Source organism: Embleya sp. NPDC020886, assembly GCF_044333915.1.
In the GTDB taxonomy this organism is placed as follows: Bacteria; Actinomycetota; Actinomycetes; order Streptomycetales; family Streptomycetaceae; genus Embleya.
The window spans coordinates 616261-640299 of sequence record NZ_JBIRRX010000001.1 but is presented as its reverse complement, the minus strand read 5'-3'; the positions used below and the strand labels follow the sequence as shown (position 1 = coordinate 640299).

20 protein-coding genes are annotated in these 24039 nt (G+C 71.8%); 9 read left to right on the top strand and 11 right to left on the bottom strand.

Going from position 1 to position 24039, the window contains the following annotated elements:
* Positions 1 to 63: 63 nt before the first annotated feature.
* The 5 genes from ACH4U8_RS02675 to ACH4U8_RS02655 form a co-directional block, all read right to left on the bottom strand.
* Positions 64 to 411, bottom strand: a complete 348-nt coding sequence (locus tag ACH4U8_RS02675; protein ID WP_395775622.1) for a helix-turn-helix domain-containing protein — start codon at positions 409 to 411, stop codon at positions 64 to 66.
* A complete protein-coding gene (locus ACH4U8_RS02670; protein WP_395775991.1) occupies positions 326 to 691 on the bottom strand; it encodes a type II toxin-antitoxin system RelE/ParE family toxin in 366 nt (121 codons plus the stop codon). Before ACH4U8_RS02670 ends, ACH4U8_RS02675 begins: the two co-directional genes overlap by 86 nt.
* Before the next feature lie 267 nt (positions 692 to 958).
* Positions 959 to 1609: an organomercurial lyase gene (merB, locus tag ACH4U8_RS02665; protein WP_395775621.1), complete on the bottom strand. Its 651-nt coding sequence runs from the start codon at positions 1607 to 1609 to the stop codon at positions 959 to 961.
* Positions 1606 to 2616, bottom strand: a complete 1011-nt coding sequence (rarD, locus tag ACH4U8_RS02660) for an EamA family transporter RarD (RefSeq protein ID WP_395775620.1) — start codon at positions 2614 to 2616, stop codon at positions 1606 to 1608. The genes merB and rarD overlap by 4 nt, the downstream gene beginning before the upstream one ends.
* Before the next feature lie 99 nt (positions 2617 to 2715).
* A complete protein-coding gene (locus ACH4U8_RS02655) occupies positions 2716 to 3576 on the bottom strand; it encodes an SDR family NAD(P)-dependent oxidoreductase (protein ID WP_395775619.1) in 861 nt (286 codons plus the stop codon).
* 536 nt (positions 3577 to 4112) lie between these two features.
* Here ACH4U8_RS02655 and ACH4U8_RS02650 point away from each other — a divergent pair.
* On the top strand, positions 4113 to 4727 hold the full coding sequence (locus ACH4U8_RS02650; RefSeq protein ID WP_360310243.1) for a TetR/AcrR family transcriptional regulator: 615 nt from the start codon (positions 4113 to 4115) through the stop codon (positions 4725 to 4727).
* Between the two features lie 134 nt (positions 4728 to 4861).
* Here ACH4U8_RS02650 and ACH4U8_RS02645 read toward each other — a convergent pair whose 3' ends face one another.
* A complete protein-coding gene (locus ACH4U8_RS02645; RefSeq protein ID WP_395775618.1) occupies positions 4862 to 5698 on the bottom strand; it encodes a hypothetical protein in 837 nt (278 codons plus the stop codon).
* Between the two features lie 379 nt (positions 5699 to 6077).
* On the opposite strand from ACH4U8_RS02645, the gene ACH4U8_RS02640 reads away from it, so the two are divergent.
* The 4 genes from ACH4U8_RS02640 (at position 6078) to ACH4U8_RS02625 (ending at position 9163) form a co-directional block, all read left to right on the top strand.
* Entirely contained in the window at positions 6078 to 6374 is a 297-nt protein-coding gene (locus ACH4U8_RS02640) for a hypothetical protein (protein ID WP_395775617.1), read from the top strand.
* A gap of 5 nt (positions 6375 to 6379) precedes the next feature.
* Positions 6380 to 7111, top strand: coding sequence for a DUF5753 domain-containing protein (locus tag ACH4U8_RS02635; protein WP_395775990.1), 732 nt, complete (start codon positions 6380 to 6382; stop codon positions 7109 to 7111).
* Entirely contained in the window at positions 7081 to 7194 is a 114-nt protein-coding gene (locus tag ACH4U8_RS02630; protein WP_360310237.1) for a DUF397 domain-containing protein, read from the top strand. The genes ACH4U8_RS02635 and ACH4U8_RS02630 overlap by 31 nt, the downstream gene beginning before the upstream one ends.
* Before the next feature lie 403 nt (positions 7195 to 7597).
* Complete coding sequence (locus tag ACH4U8_RS02625) at positions 7598 to 9163, top strand: ABC transporter substrate-binding protein (RefSeq protein WP_360310235.1); 1566 nt, start codon at positions 7598 to 7600, stop codon at positions 9161 to 9163.
* Between the two features lie 61 nt (positions 9164 to 9224).
* Here the strand turns inward: ACH4U8_RS02625 and ACH4U8_RS02620 are convergent, their stop codons facing one another.
* Positions 9225 to 9926: a PaaI family thioesterase gene (locus ACH4U8_RS02620; protein ID WP_360310233.1), complete on the bottom strand. Its 702-nt coding sequence runs from the start codon at positions 9924 to 9926 to the stop codon at positions 9225 to 9227.
* A 149-nt stretch (positions 9927 to 10075) separates the two neighbouring features.
* Between ACH4U8_RS02620 and ACH4U8_RS02615 the strand changes: the two genes are divergently transcribed.
* The 4 genes from ACH4U8_RS02615 (at position 10076) to ACH4U8_RS02600 (ending at position 14838) form a co-directional block, all read left to right on the top strand.
* The gene (locus ACH4U8_RS02615; RefSeq protein ID WP_395775616.1) at positions 10076 to 10936 is read left to right on the top strand and encodes a MaoC/PaaZ C-terminal domain-containing protein; all 861 of its coding nucleotides are present in this window, start codon (positions 10076 to 10078) and stop codon (positions 10934 to 10936) included.
* Positions 10937 to 11399: 463 nt separating this feature from the next.
* Entirely contained in the window at positions 11400 to 12476 is a 1077-nt protein-coding gene (locus ACH4U8_RS02610; RefSeq protein ID WP_360310229.1) for a Zn-dependent alcohol dehydrogenase, read from the top strand.
* A gap of 148 nt (positions 12477 to 12624) precedes the next feature.
* On the top strand, positions 12625 to 13554 hold the full coding sequence (locus ACH4U8_RS02605) for a 3-oxoacyl-ACP reductase (protein WP_360310227.1): 930 nt from the start codon (positions 12625 to 12627) through the stop codon (positions 13552 to 13554).
* Positions 13555 to 13689: 135 nt separating this feature from the next.
* On the top strand, positions 13690 to 14838 hold the full coding sequence (locus ACH4U8_RS02600) for a hypothetical protein (protein WP_360310225.1): 1149 nt from the start codon (positions 13690 to 13692) through the stop codon (positions 14836 to 14838).
* A gap of 60 nt (positions 14839 to 14898) precedes the next feature.
* Here ACH4U8_RS02600 and ACH4U8_RS02595 read toward each other — a convergent pair whose 3' ends face one another.
* The 4 genes from ACH4U8_RS02595 to ACH4U8_RS02580 form a co-directional block, all read right to left on the bottom strand.
* Positions 14899 to 16938, bottom strand: a complete 2040-nt coding sequence (locus ACH4U8_RS02595) for an ATP-binding cassette domain-containing protein (protein ID WP_395775615.1) — start codon at positions 16936 to 16938, stop codon at positions 14899 to 14901.
* Between the two features lie 2944 nt (positions 16939 to 19882).
* A complete protein-coding gene (locus ACH4U8_RS02590; protein ID WP_395775614.1) occupies positions 19883 to 21649 on the bottom strand; it encodes an ATP-binding cassette domain-containing protein in 1767 nt (588 codons plus the stop codon).
* A gap of 354 nt (positions 21650 to 22003) precedes the next feature.
* Positions 22004 to 22141: a VenA family class IV lanthipeptide gene (locus ACH4U8_RS02585; protein WP_020549100.1), complete on the bottom strand. Its 138-nt coding sequence runs from the start codon at positions 22139 to 22141 to the stop codon at positions 22004 to 22006.
* A gap of 79 nt (positions 22142 to 22220) precedes the next feature.
* A complete protein-coding gene (locus tag ACH4U8_RS02580; RefSeq protein ID WP_395775989.1) occupies positions 22221 to 24038 on the bottom strand; it encodes a prolyl oligopeptidase family serine peptidase in 1818 nt (605 codons plus the stop codon).
* Position 24039: the final 1 nt, after the last annotated feature.

Sequence of the window (24039 nt, the reverse complement as noted above, 5' to 3'; positions counted from 1 at the left end):
GGGTCGGTCGGAGTGTCCTGTGTCGTCCTGGGATACCGCAGGCGGTCGACGACCCGAGACGCCTCAGGCGCTTCGAAGGTCGCCGTGAGGGACGAAGACGGCGGTGGTGGAGTCGTCCATACCGAAAACGACATTGAGGTCCGCCTGTAGAGCGCGGGCCAAACGGTGCAGCACGGGGGGAGTCGGCATGGTGCCGCCGCCTTCCACCCGGGAGATCGCCGCCTGGTGCATCCCGGCGCGTTCTGCCAACGCCGTCTGGGAGAGGCCCAGTTCGGTGCGTCGGTCGTAGACGGCCTGGCCGAGAGCGAAGGCGGCGCCGGCCGCGTCATATGCCGCCTGTTGGGCTGGATCGCGCTCGGCGTCGCGTTCCCAACGGGCGTGGCCACCTCGGATCGCGTGACGGGCTTCCATGATCAGTCCTCCTGAGCGCCGGCCTACCTGCTGTAGATGTGCGTTGCCGCACTGTGCGTCGTCTCGCATTCGTGCAGGGCGCGCCGGGCGCGCTCCACTTGAGCTGTTCGACTATCCGGGTCTTGGCAAACACGGTCGGTAGGATGATTCGACGCCCGGCCGCGAGCCGGTATGTGATGCGGATCGGCCGCCGATCGAGGTGGAAGCGGAGTTCACGCAGTCCGCCGCCCAGGTGCCTGGCGTAGGGCTCTCCGAGTGTTGTGGCCCGGTCGGCAAGCATGTCGGCCGCGCGTTCGACGTGACCGTACTCGGCCGGTGTCAGGCGCGCGAGCCATGCCTGCACTTTCGGCTCGATCCCGATGTCATACCGGGCAGCCATGACGATGAAGTTATATGACGCATCCTACATAAACGGCTCGGTTTGTGTCGCTCGTCCGGGTGAATCCGGGCGCCGGGCGCGCTCACCATCATGATCGAGTCCTGGCTGCGACGTCGGACGACGGCGGAAAGGAGCCGGGTCGCGCGGTGCGGCGTCGTCCGGGTGCGCTCACAGGCCCCAGAAGCGGCCTTCCAGGCCCACCGAGGCGAAGTAGGTCGCGGCCGAGGCCGGGTCGCGGCGTTCGTAGCCCCGGTGCAGGCGTCCCTCGTACCAGTGCTCGGCCAGCCGCCACAGCCTGGTGAGGTCCAGGACGTAGCCGCGTGTCTGGCCCGTGTGGGCGAGCCAGTCGTCCACACAGCCCTCGTCGCAGAACAGTCGTTGATTGCCGCACGCGTGCACCACGTCGTCCCACAGCGTGGTGATCGGCACCAGGAAGTGCGCCACCTCGTCGCCCTTGGGCGGTTGTTCGGTGCCGACGGTCCAGGCGAGGGCCCGCTCGCAGCCGGGGCAGCGGGTCGCGACCAGGACCTCCTCGCCCACCAGGTGCGGCACCGCGAAGGAGTCCCACGCGCAGCCGCCCCACCACAGCGTGCGCGGACCCATCACCGAGAAGCCCAGCGGCACCGCGCTGAACGGGTGTGCCATCACGATCGCGCCGTCGCGCAGCACGATGTGTCGCTGCTCGTGCAGGGCCCACAGCCCCGCCCGCACGGTCGCCTCGGAGACCCCCAAGGTCATTGCCAACTCCGGGTCGGACGGCGCCCGTCCGGTCTCGGCGAAGCCTCGGTAGACCGCCAGGCGCAATTGCTCGACGCTCACGAGGCCACCTCCCGCTCGGGCTCGGGCACGACCGTGATCGGGGCCGGAGACTTCGGGGCCGCAGTCTTCGGGGCCGGTTCGGCGGCGCCTGCGGCCTCGGGCACCCGCGCGGTCGGGATCGTGGCGACCCGATTGCGCCGGGACTGGCGGATCGCGTCGTAGGTGAGCACGGCGAGCGCCGTCCACACCAGGGCGAAGCCCGCCCACCGCGCGGCGGGCATCGGCTCGTGATAGACCGCGACTCCGATCCCGAACTGGATGATCGGGGCCAGGTATTGCAGCATGCCGATCGTGCTCAGCGGCACCGTGTTCGCCGCCACCGCGAAGCACAACATGGGGATCACGGTGATCAGGCCCGCCGTCATCAACATCAGCGCCTGCGGCGTGCCCTCGTGCCCGAACGTGCCCTCCCCGGTCCAGGCCAACCAGGTCAGGTAGCCCAGCGCGGGCAGGAACATCACGGCCGTCTCGATCGTCATCGAGTGGGTCGCGGGCAGGTTCATCCGCTTCTTGATGTAGCCGTACGTCGCGAACGAGCAGGCCAGGGTCAGCGCGATCCACGGCACCCGGCCGTAGGCGACGATCAGCACCACCACCGCCGTGACGCCCATCCCCACGGCGGTCCACTGGATCGCCCGCAACCGCTCGCCGAGCACCACGACACCGATGCCGATCAGCACCAACGGCGTGATGAAGTAGCCCAACGAGGTCTCCACGACCTGGTCGTGGTTCACGCCGTAGATGTAGGCGCCCCAGTTGATCGAGATCATCACGGCCGCCAGCGTGACCGTGACCAGCTTGGCCGGCGTGCGGACGATCTCGCGGATCCACGACCACTGGCGGAGTGCGGCGAGCAGGACGACCATGCACAGCAGCGACCAGGTCATCCGGTGGGCGAGGATCTCCACGGCGCCGGCCGGCTTGACGTGCGGCCAGTAGAGCGGGAAGAGGCCCCACATGGCGTAGGCCGCCGTGCCCAGGAGCAATCCGCGTCGTTCTGAACCCATGCCGCCGACCGTACTGGCGAATTGGCCTGCCGTCAGGAGCCAATCCGGAATGAGTGGATTCACCACGCCCGGGCGCGCCCCCGAGGCGTGCTCCGGGGCTCAGTCGCCCTCGCGGCTCAACGCCTCCCATCGGGTGTACTCCTCCCGGCGCGCCCGGTCGAGGTCGGCGACCATGTCGAAGGCCGCGCCGCCGAGGATGATCCGACGTGGTGGCTCGGGCAGATCGACGACGCGCAGCAGGACGGCCGCCGCCTTGGCCGGGTCGGCGTCCTTCGATTCGCCCCAGATCTGCGCCAGTTCGGCGCGCAGCGGTGCGTACGCCTCCTTCTCGGTGGTCATGGTCAGGCCGTGGGTGAACAGCGCCGTCTCGTAGCCACCGGGCTGGACCAGGGTCACGTGCACCCCGAAGCCCGCCGCCTCCATGGCCAGGGCGCCGGTCACGCTGTCGAGGGCGGCCTTGGCCGCGCTGTACAGACCCGTGGACGCGAAGCCGACGGCGGAGCCCATCGAACCGATCTGGAGGATGTGCCCCGAACCCTGCTCGCGCAGGTGGGGAATCACGGCCTGGCTCACCCACAGCGCGCCGAAGAAATTGACGTCGAAGTGCGCCCGGGCCTGCTCCTCGGTCACCTCCTCGATCATCCCGATCAGGCTGACGCCCGCGTTGTTGACCACGATGTCGAGCCGACCGAAGGCCGCGACGGCGCGGGCCACGGTGCGGAACACCGCGTCGCGATCGGTGACATCGAGGGAGAGGGCCACGAAGCGGCCGTCGTACTCGGCGGTGAGGTCGGCGAGCGGCCCGACATCGCGAGCCGCGCCGACGACCCGATCGCCCGCCGCGAGCGCGGCCTCGGCGAAGGCGCGCCCGAGACCCCGGGACGCACCGGTGACGAACCAGACGCGGGGTTCGCGGTCGGTGGGGTCGGTGGTGGTTGTGGTGAGGGTGGCGGTGGTCATGAGGTGGGCTCCTGTGCTTTTGCGGGGTCGGAACGGGCACTGCGTTCGGATGGTGTCGGCGAGACGGTTCGTGAAGTCGTCGGGATCGCACTCACCTCGGTCGACAGCCGGACGAGGTCGCCGTGCGGTGGTCGGTCCGCACGGGTCGCGGGGCGGCGATCCGCGACCCGGCGATCCGCCCTTCGCGCCGAGGGCGCGGCCCGGCGGGTGTTGCGGGTACGGCGACGCCCCGGGCGGCGGCAGCCTCGGCGGTGATTCGCAGACCGGTCCCGGTGGTGGTGCGCACGTCGACGACGGAGAACGTGTCGGATGCGGATGCGGAGGTGGTGGTGGAGGTGGAGGTGGTGAGCGGTGCGGCGGTGGCCGGGGTGCGGAACAAGAGCGACAACTCCTCGGAGATGCGATGACGTGCGCCATGCGGGATCAATGCCAAGTGAGACGAGACGGTTCGTCTCGCTTCGAGATTCAGCATGCACCGTCCGCGGCTCCAAGTCAAGACGAGACGGTTCGTCTCGCAGATCGGCTATGCTGTGCCCATGACCACCGACAACACCGATGCCGGCACCGCCGCGAAGCCGAACCCGTCCCGCCGCAGCGAGCAGTCCCGCCGCGCGATCCTGGCCGCCGCCCGCGAGTTGGTCTCCGAGGTCGGCTTCGCGAAGCTCTCGATCGAGGCCATCGCGGCGCGCGCGGGCGTCGGCAAGCAGACCATCTACCGGTGGTGGGGCTCCAAGGGCGAGGTCGTCTTCGAGGCGTTCCTCGCGCTGAGCGACCCGGGGGAGGGCATCGTGCTGCCCGACACGGGCGACGTCGAGACGGACCTGAGGCATCTGATGCGCGAGACCGTCGCCGAGTTCGCCGACCCCGCGTTCGAAGGCCCGATCCGCGCCCTGAACGCCGAGATCATCAACGACCCCAAACTCGCCAGGCTCTACCACGAGAAAATGGCCGCCCCCGTCGACGAAGCCAAAAAGGAACGCCTCCGCAGCGCCCAACGAGCCGGCCAGATCGCCCCCGACCTCGACCTCGATCTGGCCCTCGAACTCCTCTACGCCCCCCTCTACCAACGCTGGCTACTCCGCTCCGGCCCCCTCACCCAGGACTACGCCGACAGCCTCGTCGCCCTGACCCTCAAGGCCCTGCGCCCCTGACCGACCCGCGAACCGCCGACCCACGACCGGCAAGGGCGCGCCACGGGCCGGCGGGACGGGCCAAGGCCACGCCGCCGTCGAGGCTGCTCGTCCGCCGCGCGGCCGGATGCCGGGTGGGGCCGCGCTCTGGGCGGCTACGTACGCTCTCGTCGAGCTGCCACTTCGAACTGCCCACCTCGCGCCACGAACGGCCGCAGCGCCTCGACGGCCTCGGCCACCCGCCTCTGTTCCTCCAGCGCGTCGGCCATCCGCCAGGCAACCCACGTGTCGTCGCACTCCGGCAACTCCCGCAACTCGTCCCATCGATCGTGGCGGACCAGCATGTCGGCGAGGTCCTCCAGCACGTCGTGGTAGAAGGCGCCCTCGTGATGGACGTAGGCCCGCAGTAGCGCCATCGCCTCCTCGACCCGCCCGCGTCGCTCCAGCACCCGGGCCACCGAACCCACGACCTCCCACCCCCGGGTGGACCACGTATCGGCGGCAACGGTGGGCAGGAGGGCTGCCACCTCCTGGTCCCGACCACACCCTGCGGTCGACTCGACCAGTGCCTCGGCGATGTTCCGGTCCTCGGCGCGCGGCCCCAACAACGCGATCACCTCGTCGACGCGCCCCCGCCGCGCCAGTAGTTCGGCCAGTCGGCGCAGTGCGTGGCCGTCCCGTGCGTCCACGAGTGGGCGCACGAGAGCGATCGCCTCGTCCGCACGCCCCCATGCGTCCAGGAGCCCGGCAGCGGTCCCGACCGCCTCCCACCAGCCACTGCGGACGAACGGCGCAAGGACCTCCAGGCCGGCATCGCGCCGGCCCTGCCCGATCAGGACGTTCGCGAACTCCCGCGCGCAATACCAGTCCCAGTCGCCCGCACGCCGGCGCACTTCGCCGAGATGGCCGTGCTCGACGAGCAACGTCGCCACCTCCGGCGGGATCCAGCCACGGCAGGTACGAAAGCGTCGGTCGAGCTCGGCGGCGTCCACGACGACGGACCCTGACCACCGGCGAGCGATCGCGACCTCTCGGCCGCGTGCACCGACGCTCACGCCCAACGGAGAGCCCGCCGACCTGTCCGCAGCGGGGGCGACAAAGCCGCAGCCTGGACGAACCGGATCGGCCAAGGTCGCGCGGCGCCGGGCTTCGCGGGCCCTGCACGACCGCAACTTGGCCGTGCCGAGGGAGCCGGGTCCGGACCATGAGGGGCTGGGTGGATGGGTCGGGGCGGCGACGCAGGGGAGGAACGGCTCTGGGTGAGCCGTGCCGGCGCATTGTCACCGTCTGCCGTCTGTGAAATATCGTGAACCGACTAAATCGGCCGATCAAGGTTGTTACCGTGTGTTTGGTGACCACCTTGGGGGCGTTGTGAAACGTTCGATCCAGCCGGGCAATCCGGTATTCGTCGCCGCGCGGCACCAGCGTGGGTGGCACTCGCAACAGCGGCTCGCAGACGCGTTCGAGCAGCGAGCCGCCGAATGCGGATTTCGCATCGCCGTCAGCGTGCGGCAGGTGCGGCGCTGGGAGAGTGCCGAGCCGCCGTGGCCGTCGAGCGACTATCAAACGGTTCTGGAGTCGCTGTTCGGATTGCCGCTGACCATGCTGGGCTTCTCGCACCGGTCGGCTCGCGCCGGTTCGAGGACGAGGTTGCCAGTGCACAGGTGATCGACATGGTCGAGGGCCTGCACGAGGGCGAGCAGTCCGGATGGTGGCGGACCGACCCGAGTGAAGGCTCCGGTGCCCGCGTCGATCGCCTCGTCCGGGTGGAGCAACGGGCGATCGTGACGCGGGCATACGCATCCAGCCTGATTCCTGGTCCTCTTCAGGTCTATGAATATGCGGTAGCGGCGATTCGCGCTTATTTGCCCGCACTGCCCGAGGACGAGGTGATTCAGCGAGCGCAAAGGCGCACCGAACGACTGGGCGACTTGCAAGCGCGTCCCGAGGGATCACGCGCGCTGTTGTACATAATTGACGAGCCTGTCCTGCATCGTCCCGTGGGCAACCAAGCGATCCTGCGAAAGCAACTCGCGCATCTGCTCATCACGGTGTCCGCGCTGCCTCATGTTCAACTTCAGGTACTGCCGTTGTCCGCCGGCGGTCATCCGGGTATGGCCGGGCCGTTCACGATCTTCGACTTCGGGGATCGGCGCGTGGTGTATGTCGAGGCCCTTACCGGGGCTTCGTGGTCTTCTCGGCCGGCCTGTCTCGCTGCGTACTCGCTCGCCTACGATCGACTCCAAGCAGCAGCGCTTACTGCGGATGAGTCGATGCAACGTGTTGCGCAGAGGCTCGCGGAATTGGAGACGGCATGGATGCTCGCGGGCGATGGAAGATCAGCAGTCACAGCGGAGGAGAAGACTGCGTCGAGGTGGCGTCCCTGGGAGCCGCTGTCGGAGTGAAGGACAGCAAAGTCGCCGATTCACCGGTGATCACCGTCAACGCGGCTGCGTGGGCTCGTCTTGTAGAGCGCGCCGGCCGCTGACCGACACCATCGGAGTGGACCTCGATCGACCGTCGGGACGTTCAGTCGGCCATGGTCGGACCTTCACAAGGTCCTTGTGTCGACGGCGGTCCGTTCGGTGTGTCCGGGAACAGGTAAGGGCAACGTGGCTGCGGTGAGTCTCCCGAACGGCTTCCGGTAGCCCTGCGACGCGCCCCAGCCCCCATGGTGGACGCTTCCTGACGGAGCGTCACTTCGATCGGTGGATTTTGGGGATTGGGGCTGCGGTACCGTCACGGACGGTGCCGAATTGTTATTTGACGGACCGTCAGATTTCTCCATACCGTGGCCGTATATCCACGTCTGGATCAAGGAATCGACGCCACCCCGCTCCCGGGACGGCGTGCCTTGTGCTTCCCGAACGCAGGAGCGTCCCGTGCGAACCGTGAACTCCACACCCTTCAAAACCCGCCTGCTGCGCCGCTCCGGCGTACTGGCGGGCCTCGTCGGCCTGACGCTCGGCGCCACCGCGTGTGGTGGCGACGACGACTCCGGCAGCGGAGCCTCCGGCTCGATGACGGTGCTCATCACCCAGGAGGCCAAGGGCATCGACCCGATCATGACCACGGTGTCCTCCCTCACCGGCGGCAACCAGGCCGCGGCCGTGTTCGACATGCTCTTCTGGATCAACCCCAAGACCGGCAAGGCCGAACCGCAGATCGCCGAGAGCGCGACCGCCGGCGAGGGCAACTCGGTCTGGACGATCAAGCTCAAGCCCAACGTCAAGTTCTCCGACGGCACCGCGCTCGACGCCGAGGCGGTCAAGTTCAACTGGGAGCGGCACGCCGACCCGGCGAACAAGTCGGTGCAGTTCACCGCCGTCAAGGGGATGAAGTTCGACGCGGTCGACGCGCAGACCGTCAAGGTCACGCTGCCCGCGCCGAACGCCCACTTCGACCTGGTCGTCGCGCACAACCTGGCCTTCATCGGATCGCCCACCGCGATCCGGGCCGACCCGAAGCTGTTCGCGCAAAAGCCGGTCGGCGCGGGGCCGTTCAAGCTCAAGACGTGGATGCGCGACTCGCAGCTCACCCTGGAGCGCAACGCCTCGTACTGGGGCCAGGGCAAGCCCGCGCTCAAGGAATTGATCTTCAAGCCGGTGATGGACCAGAAGCAGCGCCTGGCCGCGCTGTCCTCGGGTCAGGCCCAGCTCATGACGACGGCGCACTTCCCGTCGACCGAGCAGGCCAGGAAGGACGGCATGACGGTCACGCTCGATCCCAAGAGCGGCGGCTTCATGACCATGTTCGACACGTCCAAGCCGCCGTTCAACGATCCGCGTGCGCGCCGCGCGTTCGCGTTGATCATGAACCCGGAGGACCGCAACCAGACCATCCAGGGCTCGCCGGGCCAGACCCTGAAGAGCTGGTTCCAGCCCGCGTCGCCGTTCGCCAACCCGGACGCGGTGTACGCGACCAACAACCGCGTCGAGGGGCAGAAGCTGCTCGACGAACTGGCGGCCGAGGGCAAGCCGTTGAGCTTCACCTACACGACCAACAGCAGCGCGAGCGCGCGGATGACGGCCGAGTACTGGCTCACCCAGATCAACGGCATGAAGAACATCACGATGAAGACCGAGTTCCTGGAGGGCGCGGCCTACATCCAGAAGGTGCTGATCAACAACGACTTCCAGGCCTCGGAGTTCGTGATCACCTTCGACGAGCCGGAGCCGGTGTTGTACAACTTCACCCACTCCAAGGGCTCGGAGAACCGCACCAAGTGGAGCAACCCCGTCGTGGACAGGGCGCTCGACGACGCCCGCAACAGCGATGACCCGGCGGTGCGCAAGGCCGCCTACCAGAGCGTGCAGGCGGAGATCGTCAAGGAGGTTCCGTTCTTCTCCTACGAGAAGTCCTTCGCGGCGGCGGTCCAGGGCAAGAACAGCAAGATCGAGGGCCTGTCGCTGTTCGAGGACGGTCTGATCCTCTTCGACCGGATCGCGCTCAAGTAGTCGCCGGCAGAAAAGTGACACCACGTCAGGGACGCACCCACCGTGCGTCCCTGACGCCGTGTCAGGCCCGCGACGGGCGGATGAACAGCGCCTCGGCCTCGGCGACCAGCTCGCCCTCGGCGTACGACCGGGCGGTGACCCACGCCTTGCGTCCCTCCACGCGCGAGACGCCCGCCTCGTAGTCGATGCGCGTGTACAGCGGCGTCGCCCGACGCATCCGCACGGTCAGCCACCCGGTCATCCCGAGCACCCCGGAGCCGGATTGCGCGCAGCCCATCACCTCGTCGAAGGCAGCCGCGACATAGCCGCCGTGCACCCGCCCGTACGGCCCCTCGTAGGCGGCGCCGAAGGTGGCGTGCGCCCGGACCAGCGGCCCGTCGCCGGTGATCTGCATCGGCGGCGCGAGCGGGTTCGCCGCGCCCGCGAGCGGGCTGCGTTCGTGCAGGGCCAGATCGCGCGAGTTCGGTGTGCGGTCGCCCACACGAACCAGTGCGGCGATGCGATCGGCCAAATCTGATACATCGTCAGCTACGCTTTCCAGCGTGCTCTCGGCGTCCTCCGGATCGACCGACTTCACCGCCTCGATCAGGCGGCGGGTCGCCTCGGCCAGCCGGTGCCGCGCCGCGCGTCCGGCGCTGTCCGGCTCCGGTCGGGGGGTCCAGGTCAGCCGCAACTCGCGCAACACGTCGGCCGGTATCGGCGGCGGAGCGAGGGCCTCGTCGGGCTCGCGGATGTCCGTGGGGTCGGGGGCGGCGGCGGTCATGACGGCTCCCGGAGGTGGAGTGGCCCTGGCTTCAGCCGGGCGAATGGCCGATCATTGCATGTAAAAAGAACGAGTTCTAGTTTTGACGGGCCGCCGTCGCAGGTGGCGCCGTCGTAGTACCGAACCGCAGTCACAGTAGAGGAGACGTCATGCCGATCGATGCCGCGAAGGCCACCGGAGCCGAGCCCCGCACGGGTGAGATTGCCTGGTCGAACAAGGACGTGATCCTCTACCACCTGGGCCTGGGCGCGGGCACCCCGGCCACCGGCGCGGACGAACTGCGTTACACGTACGAGAAGAACCTGCACGTCCTGCCGACCTTCGCGACGGTGGCCGGCACCAAGGTCGGCGGCAGCCTCTCCGCGCTGCCCGGCATCGACATCAACCTGCGCGCGGTGCTGCACGGCGGCCAGGAGATCGTCGTGCACAACCCGCTCCCGGCCAAGGCCAAGGGTGTCAAGGCCACCAGCCGGGTCTCGAACGTGTACGACAAGGGCAAGGCCGCCGTGATCGTGCTGGAGTCGTCGGCCGAACTCGAGGACGGGACCAAGCTGTACGACTCCCGCGCCGAGATCTTCGTGCGCGGCGAGGGCGGCTTCGGCGGCGAGCGCGGCCCGGTGACCAAGATCGACGTGCCCGAGCGGCCGGCCGACCACACCATCGACGTGCCCACCAGCGCGGACCAGGCGCTGCTGTACCGCCTGTCCGGCGACTGGAACCCGCTGCACGCCGACCCGGACTTCGCCAAGGCGGCCGGCTTCGACACCCCGATCCTGCACGGCCTGTGCTCGTACGGCCTGACGCTGAAGGCGGTCGTGGACAACGTGCTGGGCGGCGACGTCTCGCGGGTCAAGCGCTACCGCACCAAGTTCGCCGGCATCTTCTTCCCGGGCGAGACGATGCGGATCCGAGTCTGGGAAGAGGACGGCAAGCTGCTGATCAACACCTCCGCCGTGGAGCGCGACGACGCGATCGTGCTCTCCGACACGGTGGTCGAGTACAGCGCCTGACGACACGCGCCGCCGCCGAAGCGGCAAGGCAGGCCGGGGAGCCCCGGGGTCACCCGACCCCGAGGCTCCCCGGCCTGTATCCCCGCCCGGCGCGCTCGGCGGGCGCGGCCCCGTTGCCATTGGGGTGACCTCGATCGCCGGATGACCTTCGTCCGCGCCGAGCATCCGGCCCACGCGGTGAAGCGCTCCCGGCGCCGCCCTGTCCGCCCGCATGCCCCGCAGCCGCGCGCCCGCCCCCGCGCTCTCGCCCGCCGTCGCGCCCGCAATCGTGCCGTCCGCGCCCGGATGGCGCGTGCGTTCGACGTTCCGAGGTGTGAGCTTGCCCTGTACGGGGGTGGATGGCTTTCGCCTTCCCTCGGCGGCAGATACCTTGACTGTGTCATTGGTCTTGAGTCAAAACGAGAACAAGTTATAGTTCTTGACCGGGCCAAGTATTGGTTCGAGGAAAGACGAGGGAGCCCCCATGCGCGCTGCGGTTCTGCACGAGACCGGCCAGGACAAGCTCGACGTCCGCGATGACGTCGAGGCCGTGGGCATGGGCCCGGGACGCGTGCGGGTCAAGCTGCACGCGACCGGCGTGTGCCACTCGGACCTGTCCGCGATGACCGGCGTCCTGCCCCAGCCCGCGCCGTTCGTACCCGGCCACGAGGGCGCGGGCGAGGTGGTCGAGGTCGGCGACGGCGTGACCACCGTCGCGGTCGGCGACCGGGTGATCATCTGCTGGGCGCCGCCCTGTGGCACCTGCAACTACTGCCGCGGCGGCCAGTCCAACCTGTGCCTGGCCGGGTTCATGAACGCCGGCACCCAGAACTTCACCTTCGGCGGCACCCCGTCGTTCGGTTTCACCGGCACCGGGACCTTCGCCGAGGAGGTCGTGGTCGCCGCGCCGTGCGCGGTCAAGGTCGCCGACGACGTGCCGTACGAGATCGCCGCGCTGATCGGCTGCGGGGTCACCACCGGCGTCGGCGCGGTGTTCAACAGCGCGCGGATCGAGCCGGGCGCGTCCTGCGCGGTGATCGGCGCGGGCGGCGTGGGCATCGCGGTGATCCAGGGTCTGCGCGCGGCCGGTGCCGCCGAGATCGTGGCCATCGACCCGGCCGAGTCCAAGCACGTGTGGGCCAAGAAGTTCGGCGCCACCCACGCGATCACCCCGGACCAGGCCGCGGACGCCAAGCGCGACCTGACCGCCGGCCAGGGCTTCGACTACGTGTTCGAGGTGGTCGGCAAGTCGTTCACCGCCCGCAGCGCGTACGACCTGACCCGCCGCGGCGGCGACGTGATCATCGTCGGCGCGGGCGCGATGGACGACAACGTCTCGTTCAACATGTTCGAGCTGTTCTTCGACCAGAAGCGCATCATCGGCAGCATCTACGGCGGCGGCGACATCGTCACCGAGTACGAGCGGATCACCAAGCTGTGGCGCGCCGGTCGACTCGACCTGGAGGCGATGATCACCCACCGCCTGACCCTCGCCAACATCAACGACGCGTTCGACCTGATGAAGAGCGGCGAGTCGATCCGCACCATCGTCACCCTCTGACCGAGCAGCACCCCCGACCCGCAACAAGCGGTGTCGTCATCCGCGACCCGCCCACCCGACGCAACGGGTGGGCGGGTGGGAGCAACGCATCCCGAGCCGACTGACACGTCACCGCAGCAATCAACCGAGACCCCACGGGAGCACCCGCATGACCACGTCGCTGGATGGCAAGGTCGCCGTAGTCACCGGCGCCGGCCGCGGCCTCGGCCGCGCCGAAGCACTCGAACTCGCGAAGCAGGGCGCGGCCGTCGTGATCAACGACTTCGCCCCCGAAGGCAGCCCCAACCCGGCGGACGACGTCGTCGCCGAGATCGTCGCGGCCGGTGGCAAGGCCGCCGCACACCGCGGTGACGTCTCCGACTTCGACGCGGCGGGCAAGCTGATCCGGCTCGCGATCGACACCTTCGGCTCGATCGACATCGTGGTCAACAACGCGGGCATCCTGCGTGACCGGATGATCTTCTCGATGACGGAGCAGGAGTGGGACTCGGTCCTGGCGGTACACGCCAAGGGCCACTTCAACACCACCCACCACGCCTCGAAGTACTGGCGGGAGAAGTCCAAGGCGACCGGCGGCGCGGTGTACGCACGGGTGATCAACACCGCGTCCGAGGCGTGGCTGGCGGGCTCCGCCGGACAGCCCAACTACGCCGCGGCCAAGTCGGCGATCGTGGGCCTGACCATGTCCACCGCGAACGCGCTGGTCAAGTACGGCGTGCGGGCCAACGTGATCTGCCCGCGGGCGCGCACCAGCATGACCACGCACGTGTTCGGCGAGAGCGCGAACAACGTCGCCGAGGGCGAGATGGACCCGCTGGCGCCCGAGCACGTCGCGCCGCTGGTCGCCTACCTGGCCAGCCCGGCCGCCGAGCAGGTCACCGGTCAGGCGTTCGTGGTGCACGGCGGCTTCGTCGCGGTGATCGAACGCCCCACGCTCCAGGCCAAGTTCGACTCGAAGCAGGCCACCTTCACGCCGGACGAGCTGGACCAGGTGCTCTCCGCGCACTACGCGGACAAGAAGTTGGGCGCCGGCTACACCGCCGACGACCTGCTCTTCCTCAAGCGCGACCCGCGCTGATTCTCGAAAGGCGGGGCCGGAGGTGGCGGATCACCCCCGGCCCCGCCTTTCGCCCACACCGTTGACACGTGTCGGGACGCGGCCCGCGCAGGGGTCATCAAGCGCTCCCCGTACCGCATCGAGAAGGGGTTCCCCGTGCTGACCTCCGCCGACGATTTCCCGATCCACCAGACCCCCGAGCCGGTGGCCACGCCCGCCACCTCGGACCGCAACGCGTACGACCGCTACTGGTTCAACGGCTACGACCGCGACGGCGCGTTCTACTTCGCGTTCTCGCACGGCCTGTACCCGAACCGCTTCGTCGCCGACGCGCACTTCACGATCAGCGTGGACGGCGTCCAGCACAGCCTGCACGCGTCCCGCCGGGCGCCGCTGGACCGCTTCGACCTCACCGTCGGCCCGGTCGGCATCGAGGTGCGCACGCCGCTCAAGGTGCTGCGGGTGTACGTCGAGCCCAACGAGCACGGGCTGGGCTGCGACCTGACGTTCACGGCGCGCGCCGCCGCGATCGAGGAGGAGCGCACCACCACCCGCAACGGGCATCACGTGATCATGGACTCGACCCGGCTGACCCAACTCGGCGTGTGGTCGGGCACGGTGACGCTGCCCGGCGGCCGGGTCCTGGAGATCGACCCGGCGACCACGCTCGGCACCCGGGACCGCTCGTGGGGGGTGCGGCCGGTCGGCGAGCGCGAGGGCGGTGCGCCCAAGCCGTTCAACCCGATGTTGTGGTTGTGGACGCCGATCCACTGGGACGACGAGGTCAGCCTGTGGGCCTCGTTCGAGCGGGCGGACGGGCACATGTACCACGTGGACGGCAAGCGGGTCGCCGCGACACCGCTGGGCGCGCTGCCCGACCCGGCGGCGGTCCCGGTGCCCGAGGACGAGCCCGCGTTCGAGAAGTTGACGCCGCATCACCACGCGCTCACCTGGGTCCCCGGCACCCGGCGGATCCAGGGCGGCGAGTTCCACATGACCGACGGCGCGGGCGAGCCGTTCGCCTACCGGATCGAGCCGATCGGCAGCCGCGGGCTGCTCGCGGGGCTGGGCTACCTGCACTCCGAGTGGGGGCACGCGGTGTGGCAGGGCGACCTGAAGGTCGGTTACGAGAGCTGGGAGTTGGACAAGGTCGACCCGCTCCAGTTCGACCGGCAGCACCAGCAGCAGGTGATCCGGGTGACCGAACTGACCGGCGCCGGACGGGTCGGGGTGGGCGTGGTCGAGCAGTTGTTCTTCGGCCCGCACGAGCCGTACGGCTTCAAGGAGATCCTCGACGGCGCGTGAGTCGCGGCGGCCGAGGGCGCGCGGGTCGAACCGATCCGGCGTGCCCTCGGCCGGGCCGGCTCAGACCCGGTCCGGGGCGTCCTCCTCGACCCGGGCGGGCTTGCGCTCGAACCAGTCGGCCGGGTCGCCCGGGCGGTGCTCCCACGCGCCCACCAGGTCGCGGTACAGCGGGGATTCGGCGAGCAGTTCGTGGTGGGTGCCCAGGATCGGCCGGTTGCCGTCCATGAGCAGGACGCGGTCCGCGCGACGCGCCGAGTCGATCCGGTGCGCGATCACCACCAGGGCGCCGGCGCGGGTGGCGAACGCCGCCTCGGCCAGTGCCTCGGTGGGCGGATCCAGGTGGCAGGTGGCCTCGTCGAGGATCACCAGACGCGCGGGGGACAGGTACGTGCGGGCCAGCGCGATCAGTTGGCGCTCACCGGCGGACAACGTGCCCGGGTCGGCCAGGTGCGCGTGGTAACCGCCGAGGCGGGCGACCAGTTCGGCCGCGCCGACCAGGCGCACCGCGCGGTCCAACGCGGCGCGGGTGACGTCCGGGTCGAGGTAGCTCAGGTTCTCGTGCACGGAACCGGCGAAGACGTACGCCTCCTGCGGGACCACCGCGATGGTGCCGCGCCCGATGGCGGCCCCGGGCCGGCCGGCGAGCGAGACGGTGCCCTGATCCGGGGGCAGCAGGCCGGCCAGCAACGCGGCGAGAGTGGACTTGCCGATGCCGCTCGGGCCCACCACGGCCAGGTGTGAGCCGGGTGGGACGGTCATCGACAGATCACGCACGACCGGCTCGGCGTACGGGCCGTAGCCGAAGGTGACCCGGTCCAGGACCAGGGCGAACGGGGCGCCGGGAACGAAGTCGTCGGGGTCGGCCGCGTCCGCCGCGGTGCGGGCGGCGGGCACCGGCGCGGGAGTCGCGCCGCCCGTCCGGGCCAGTCGACCGGCGACCACGAGCAACTCCAGGAACCAGCCGCCCACGGTCGCGGTCGCGGCGCGTACGGCGGGCTCCAGGTGCTGGGCCAGATACAGCGCGGCGCCGGCCACCTCGCCGGTGCTCAAGGTGCCCTGCCGGACCAGCCAGGGCGCGGCGATCAGCACGGCGAGCAGCGGGAGGTGGCCGCCCAGCGCGACCACCAGCAGACGCACCGAGGAGGCGCGGGCGAGCAGCTTGGCGGCGCGCGCCTGGGCGTCCGCGGCGGCACCGAGTTCGGCCACCACGCGGTCCTGCGCGCCGCACGCGATCACGTCCCGGAGGCCGGCCACGGTGCGGCCGGTGCGGGTGGCGATCTCCTCGTCGGCCAGCACCAGCGCACGCCGGCGTCGGGCCAGCGGTGGCAACAGGCGGACGAACAACCACGCGGCGAGACCCAGCGGGATCAGTACGAGGGGCAACAACAACGGTGCCAGGACGGCGAGGCCGAGCAGCGCGGCCACGATCGTCACGCCCAGTTGGCGCAGCGTGCGCAGCAGCGAGGCGGTGAGGTTGCGGCAACTCTCGACCTGCTCGGTCAGCCGGGCCACCGCCGCCGCCGCGTGCCGCCCCGCGTCCGGGCGCCCGGACGTCGCGTCGAGCACCGCCTCGGACACCACCCGGCGTACCAGCGTGTCCCGGATCGGCTCCACCACGGCGGCGAGGTGCGGGAACATCGCGTAGGTCGCGGCGGCGCGGATCAGCATCGCCAGCGCGAGTACGCCCAGCAGCACGAACCCGACGCCGAGTCGACCGGCCAGGAACCCGCGATCGAGCGCGGCGGCGAGCAACGCACCCGACAGCAGCGCGGGAACGCCCTCCGCCACGGACCACCCCAGCACATGCAGCAACGGCTCCCGCCGCTCCCGCAACAGCCCGACCAACAGCGCCTGTCCGGCCCGCAGCCCACCCCCGTACGGCCCGGCACTGTGCCGCCGCCGAGGCGCCGCCGACGGCTTGCCCGCGTCCGCCGAGCGCCCGCCACCGACGCGGGCGCCCCTGGCGAGGCCACCCCCGCGCCCGCGCACGGCCCGTCGCCGATGCCGCGCGGCCGCACCGGCACGCGTCGGCGCAGCAACCGAGGCCGCCACCTCGACCCGTACCCACCCGGCCCCACTCGCGGCGGTATCGACCGACACCGGCTCGCCATCGCGAGTCGGATCGTCCGCGGCCGGAGACGGCGGAAGCGCCCCATCCACCGCCGACTCGCCACCCACGTCACCGGGAACCGCTGCCGACGCGGCCCCGGGGACCTGTCGCGCCGCCGGTTTGCCCCGCCCCGCCCGCCGACGCCCGCGGCCGCGCTCCCGGCCCGAGCCGGCATCCCCACCCGCCGCCCGGCCGGGAGCCTTGGCCGCGTCGTCCGTGCCAGATTCCGGGCCCGAGCCGGGGACCTCCGCCGCGCAGTCCCGACCCTCGGGGACGGACGCGGAGCCCGAGTCCGCCCCGGGGCCGGGAGCCGCCGCATCGTCCCGCCCCGGCGAGACGGCCGCCGAGCCCGAATCCGGCCCGGGACTCAAGCCGACCCACACCACTCCCGGGTCGGGAACGTCGGCGGCGCCACCCACATCCCGGACGGCGCCCGCCGAGCCCCGACCCGGCCTCGGCCTCGCATCCGCTCCGACCACGCGCCTGCGCATGATCCGGCCGAGGACTTCACCCGACTCCCAGCCGGACTCCGAGCCGCCGTTGCTCCAGGCCACGAATCGCCCTGCGCCCCGCCCGGGCGCCTGGGCCGCGTCACCCACGCTCGGGATGGCCTCCGCCGGGTCCCGGTCCGCCTCGGATTCCGTGCCCGGCTCGGTGACCCGCCGCCGAGCGCCCCGACCGAGGACCGTCCCCGCGCTGTCCCGGCCGTCGTGGCCGCGCGGCGAACTGCGCTCCGCCTCGGGTTCGGTGTCGGCCCGTGCCACGTGTCGCTCCGCGCTCCGGTCGGGCGCTTCGTCGGTTGCCCGGCCCGTCTTGCGGCGGGTGTTCGCCGAGTCCCGGTCGGCCTCGGGTTCCGGGCCGGCCCACGCCACGTGTCGCCCCGTGCTCTGGTCGGGGGCTTCGTCGGCCGCGCGGCCTGCCTTGCGGCGGGTGTTCGCCGAGTCCCGGTCGGCCTCGGGTTCCGGGCCGGCCCACGCCACGTGTCGCCCCGTGCTTCGGTCGGGGGCTTCGTCGGCCGCGCGGCCTGCCTTGCGGCGGGTGTTCGCCGAGTCCCGGTCCGCCTCGGACTCCGGGCCGGCCTCGGGCATCGACCGCCGAATGCCTCGGCTCGGGGTCTTCGCCGCGTTGTTCTCGTTTTTGTGGCCGTGCGATGAACTCGGGCCCGGCTCGGCGTCGGCCCGGAGCGTGCGTCGTCCCGCGCTCCGGTCGGGGGCCTCGGCCGTGTCACCTGCGTGGCCGACGGCGTCCGCAGCGTTCCGGTCGGGCTCGGGCTCGGGATCGGCGTCACCCCGAGGCGCTCGCGGCGCGGCGCCGCGAGCCGAAGTCTCGGCGGTTGCCTCACCCGTGTGTCCCACGGCACCCGCCGAGTTCCGGTCCCGCTCCGGATTCGTGCCGGCCCACGCCGTCGGTGCCCGGGTGTTCCCGCCGGGAGCCTCGCAGGCTTCGCCTTCGTCTTCATGGGCGGGAGCCGAGTCCCGGCTCGGCTCGGGGTTCGGGCCGAGCCGGAGCACGCGCCGTCGTGGACCCCGGCCGGCGGCCGTGCTTTCGTCCTCGGCGCCCGGTGACGAGTGCCCGCCCGGCTCGGGGCTGCCGGCGCCCCGCGGCACCGGCCGCTGCCACGCCCCTCGCCCGACGGCCTCGACCGTGCCGCCCTCCTCGTCGGCGCCGGGCGGCGAACCTCGGTCCGCTTCCGCCTCGATGCCGGCCCAGACCACCAGCCGTCGTGATCGCCTGCCGGGAGCCTCGGCCGCCGCGGTCGCGTCTTCGAGCGGGCTCGGCGAGTTCCCGCCCGTCTCCCGACCCGGGCCGGCCCACACCACTCGTCGTCGCCCGCCCCGGCGCGGGGCCTCGGCTCCTTGCGGGGGGTTCTCGCCGACGTCCGGGTCCATGCCCGCCCGCACGGCCCGCCGTCGGCCGCTCCGCCCCCACCCGTTCCGGAGCCGCCAACGCCGCCCGGTTCGTTCCGGAGCCGCGGACACCACACCATCGCCCGCACTCGCACCGTCGCTCACCTCCGCACCCGTGCCGGCGACCACACGGTCGCCCGCGCCCGTCGTCGCGCGCTCTCGATCCGCGCCCGACGCACCGTCGCCCTGTGCCACGTCCGCGCGAAACGCGTCCTGTGGTCCGTCGTCGGTCATCCGGCTTCCCCTTTCGGTCCCGGCCGGGTCGCCGGAGTGCGTCCTGTCGGTGGCGGCGTTCGGGGTCGACGGCCCGACCCACGGAAACGGCGCGTGCGTCGCGTGCACGGAGACCGCCGAGAACCAGGCCCGTTCGCCGGTTCGACCGGCCACCGGTCCCCGCCGCGACGGCCCGGCCGAGGCTTCGCGCGCGGCCTCGCCCGCCGCCGGCGCCCCGTGTTCCGCCGGTGTCCGCCCCGGTCGCCCGGCGGGAGACTCGCCCGGGGTGCCGCCCGCCCTGTCGTGGCGCGCCGTCGGGGCTTGTCCGGGTCGCGCCGCGAAGGCTTCGCGCGCGGCCTCGTCCGCTCCCGGCCCCTCGCCCGCCGCCGGCGCCCCGCCGTCCGTGGGGGTGCTTCCCGGTCGCCCGGCCGGCGGCCCGAGCGTGGACCGGACCGAGGTCGGTGTCCGCCCCGACGACCCCGCCGAGTCCTCGCAAGCCGACCCTTCCTCGGCCGTCGCCGGCATCCGTCGGGGGCGCTTGGCCGACGCCTCGTGCACAGGGCCGGTTTCCGTCCGCGCCCGTTCGGGTCGCTCCGCCGAGTCCCCGCCCGACGCCGACCCCAGCCCTCGTTCCGGCGCCGAAGCCCCGCTCACCACCCGAGCCCCGTGCTCCGACGGCAGATTCCCGTCCGCCGCCGCATCCCCACCCGCCCGCACCCCGCGCCCCACCGCTTCGCCCCCGGCCCGCCACCCGGGCCCGAGCCGCCACATGGGTGCGTCGCCGGTCGCCGCCTCGCTCATCCGGTCCCGTCCCTCATCGGCTCGGGCCGGAGGAGGCGTCGTTCGTGGTGAACACCGCTCGGTAGGCCGGGTCGCTCCACAGTTCCGCGTGGGTGCCGAGGGCCCTGACGCGGCCGGCGTCCAGCCAGACCACGAGGTCCGCGTCGGCTGCCGCGACCGCACGGTGGGCGACCACCAACCGGGTGCGACCCGCGAGGCCGGTGCGGAACGCCTCGTGGATGCGGTGCTCGGTGACCGTGTCCAGCCCGCCGGTCGCGTCGTCCAGCACCAGCACCCGCGCATCCTGCACCAACGCCCGTGCCAGGCCCAGTCGTTGCATCTCGCCGCCGGACAGGGCCAGGCCCTCGGTACGGGTCGCGTAGCCGGCCGGCAGCCGGCGGACGAAGTCGTCCGCGAAGGCCATCTCGGCTGCCCGGGTCACCGTCTGCGCATTCGCCCCCGGCCGCCCGTACGCAAGCGCCCCCGCCACGTCCGCGCCCACCAGCACCGGCTGCGGAAACGCGTAGGCGACTCCGCGCCGCAACTCGCCCCGGGCCAACCGGGTCACCGGCAGGCCGTCCAGGAGCACCTCGCCCTCGTCCGGCTCGCGCAACCGCCCGGCCAGTGCCGCCAGCGTCGACTTGCCCGACCCGGAGGCCCCGACGAGCGCCACACACGCGCCCGCCGGCACCGTCAGGTCGATCCCGTCCAGTACCACCCGGAGCGCGTCCCGACCGGGCTCCGGCACCCGCACGCACACCCCCCGGAAGGTCAACTCACCACGCCCCGGCGGCAGGGTGCGCGCCGTCCCGTACCCGGCGGGCTCGACCGCGAGCAACTCGTCCGCCCGGACCCGCCCGGCCCGGGCGTGGGCGACGGCCACCAGCGCCTCGACCTGCTCCAGGAAACCCAGTCCGAGCGCCGCGTATCCGGCTGCCGCGACCAGTTGCCCGGGCGGGATCCGGCCGTCCGCGAGCAGCCATCCGGCGGTCGACAGGACGGTCAGCTCGACCATCGGCGCGAGCAGCAACACCTGGGCGACCGCGTTGCGTTGGGCCCGCCACAGGCTGTGGCCCGCCGCCGACAACCCGGGCAGCGGCGCGAGCACCCGGGCGATCTCGCGATCGTGCGTACCGCAGGCCCGGATCGTCCGGGCCCCGGCGAGCGCGTCGCCCAGCCGGGCGGCCAGGCTGCTCTGCTCCACCTGATAGCGGGTGAACAGGTCGGTCGCCCGGTCCATGAACAGCCGCACCACCAGCAGACCCGGCACAAGCCCGCCGACGAAGCCGACGGCCAGCCACGGATCGATCAGCGCCAACGCGACGATCCCGCCGAGCGAGGTGACCAGCGCGCCGAGCGTACCCAGCAGCGCGGGGACCGATCCGGCCGCGTCCGGCGCCGCGCCCACCAGGCGCGAGACGACATCGCCGGCGGCAAAAGGATTCCGCGCCCCGATGCCCAGATCGGTGATCCGCACCGCCAGTCGCCGGCGCAACCGCGCGGTCAGCTCGGCGGCCAGACCCGGCCCGGCCATCTCGGTCAGCACACCGGCGAGCAGCCCCAGCACGAGCACGGCCACCAACCGCAGGGTCGGCCCCGACGCGGAATCGCCGCGCACCACCGCGTCCACCGAGCCGGCCACGGCCGCGGGCAACAACAACGCGGCGATCGACCCGGCCGGGACGGCCAGGGCCAGCGTGAGGGTCGGCCCGGGCGCGGTCCGCAACGCGGCCCGCACGCCGGTGCCGGTGCGATCCCCCCGGGTCGGGGCGACCTGCGTGGCTATCGCAACATCGGCCACAGCGTGACTCCTCGGGTGCGCGGAGCGTTGAACGTGGCGGCACCCGGACGGCGCCGTCGCGACGAAGAAGAACGTACGAAGAGATACGAAGTACGAAGAGATACGAAGCGCAAAAAAGCGCAAGCACGAAGAGGGACGTACCGGCGGCGTGCCGCCGGCCCCGAACCGTCCGCGATTGCCATGCTGAGGTCGGCCCGAGACCGGGAGCTCCTGATTCCGGCAGGAACTCCCGGTCCCGGGTTCGTGCTCACCGGGTCGTCCACCCGCGCACCGCGGCGAACCGCAGCCCGTCGAGACGGACGCCGGCCCGGTGTCGCGCCACCGGCCGACCGACCGGAACGCGCGGCGCCGGAACTAGCTGATCGTGAAGATCAGGCAGGTGACCAGCAGACAGGTGAACTGGCAGCCGTTGCCGCCGTGCCCGCCGAGCTCGACCGACTCGGTCTCGGGGAGCTGCTGCAGGGCCGCGAGGTCGGTCTCGATGTGCTCCATGGTGGATCTCCTTCGGGACGTTGCCGCCGTCGCGAGCGGATGCCCGCGACGGGTGTTGCGGGGCGGTTCCCCCCTGTCGTCACACCCGGCCGGTTTGCAGGAAACCGGTCAGGCGTGCGTGGAGATCGGGTGCCCCATCCCCGGTCAGGACCTCGTGGCCCAGACCGGGAAGCTCCAGATAGCGGAAATCGGTGCCCTCGACCCGGCCGCGGCCGAGGAGGGTGTGCCGCAGGGTTCGGGACTGGCCGACCGGGATCGTGTCGTCCCGGTCGCCGTGCACGAACAGCAGCGGTACGGCGATGCGTTCGCACACCGCGACCACATCGCGCGGCCCCTGCTCGTCGACGTACTCGGTGTCGCCACCGAGCCGGGTCATCAGCGCGCGAATCGGCAACGACGCCTGGGCGATCAACCTCGGCCCGGACAGGAACGGCGCCACCGCCAGACACCTCGACCACACGTTCGGCGCGAACGACGCGGCCAACAGTGCGAGATAGGCGCCGTAGCTGACCCCGAACAGGGCCGGCGGGGCGAGCCCGAACGCGGCCCGCTCGGCGCCCATGGTGCGGCCGATCGCGGTCACGTCGGCCAGATCCGGGCCGCCCCACGCGCCGTGCAACTCGCGGGCGAAACGCGCGCCGTAGCCGGTGCTGCCACGTTGATTGGGCGCCACCACCGCGATGCCCGCCGCCGCGAGCCGTTGCAGGAGCGGGTCGAACTCGAACCGCCAGGCCGCCGCGGGACCGCCGTGCAGGGCGAGCAGCACATGCTCCGCGGCGCGCCAGTCCGGCCCGCCGTACACGACCGACTCGATCGGCCCGGCGCCCCCGACCAAAAGCTCCAGATGGGCCGGCCGCCACACCGGACGGGTCGCGTCCTCGAAGCCGATGAACGGACCCGGCTCGCCGTCCTGACGCCACGAACCGGGCTGCTCCGGATCCAACCGGGCCAGGCAACTGGGCCGATCCGGCGCGGAGTACGGGACGCGCAGCCCCTGATCGGTCCACCGGCCGACCGCGCCCAGACAACCGTCCGGGGTCGCGACCTCCACCAGCGTGCCGTCCTCGGGGGTCCAGACGGCCAACCGGGATATCGCCCCCCGGTCCAACTGGAGCGCGACCCGGCGGCCGTCCGGCGCGATCGCGATCGGCCGCACCTGCGCGTCCGGCAGGTGTACCAGCTCGGGCAGGCGCACCCGACCGGGCAACTGCCCCCGGTCGGCGGGCAGTCGGATCCAGCCGAGGCGATCGGAGCCCGGCGCGTTGCTGGCGATCACCAGCAGGCCGCCGACCGGATCGGCGAGCAACAAACGATCGTTGCTCTCCTCGGTCAATTCCAGGAACGGCCGCACCGTGGCGGTTTCGAAGTCGAGCGCGACGGTCTTGACGCGGCCGCCCCGCACCTCGTCCAGGGCGAGCCGCCGCCCGTCCGGGTCGAGCCAGACCCCGCCGCTGTACAGGCCCGACAACTCCGCCGCGGCGTCCAACCGGCCGTCCTCGCGGACCAGCCACACCGTGGTCGAGGGCGTCGTGTCCGCCCCGAGCGCGAGCGCCAGCGCGTCCGGGCCGGGATAGGGCAACAACCGCAGACCCGGCAGCCGGACCGTGGCCAAGTGCCGCTCGCTGCCCGCGTCGTCGGCCTCCAGCAGGGCCAACTCGTGCCGCCCCGGCTGGTGTCGGCAGACCAGCACCCGGCCGTCCGGCAGCGCGAGCAACTGGCTGTGCAGCCGCTCGGGCGCACCGGTGCCCACCGGTAACGCGCCGCTGGCCCGACCCGGTCGCAACGACCAGGACTCGACCCGCCACGTGCCGTCGCCGTGGGTGGCCAGGCAGGCGGCGTGCCCGCCGTCGGCCGCGAACGACCAACTGATCCGCCGCAGCGGCCGAGTCGTCACCATG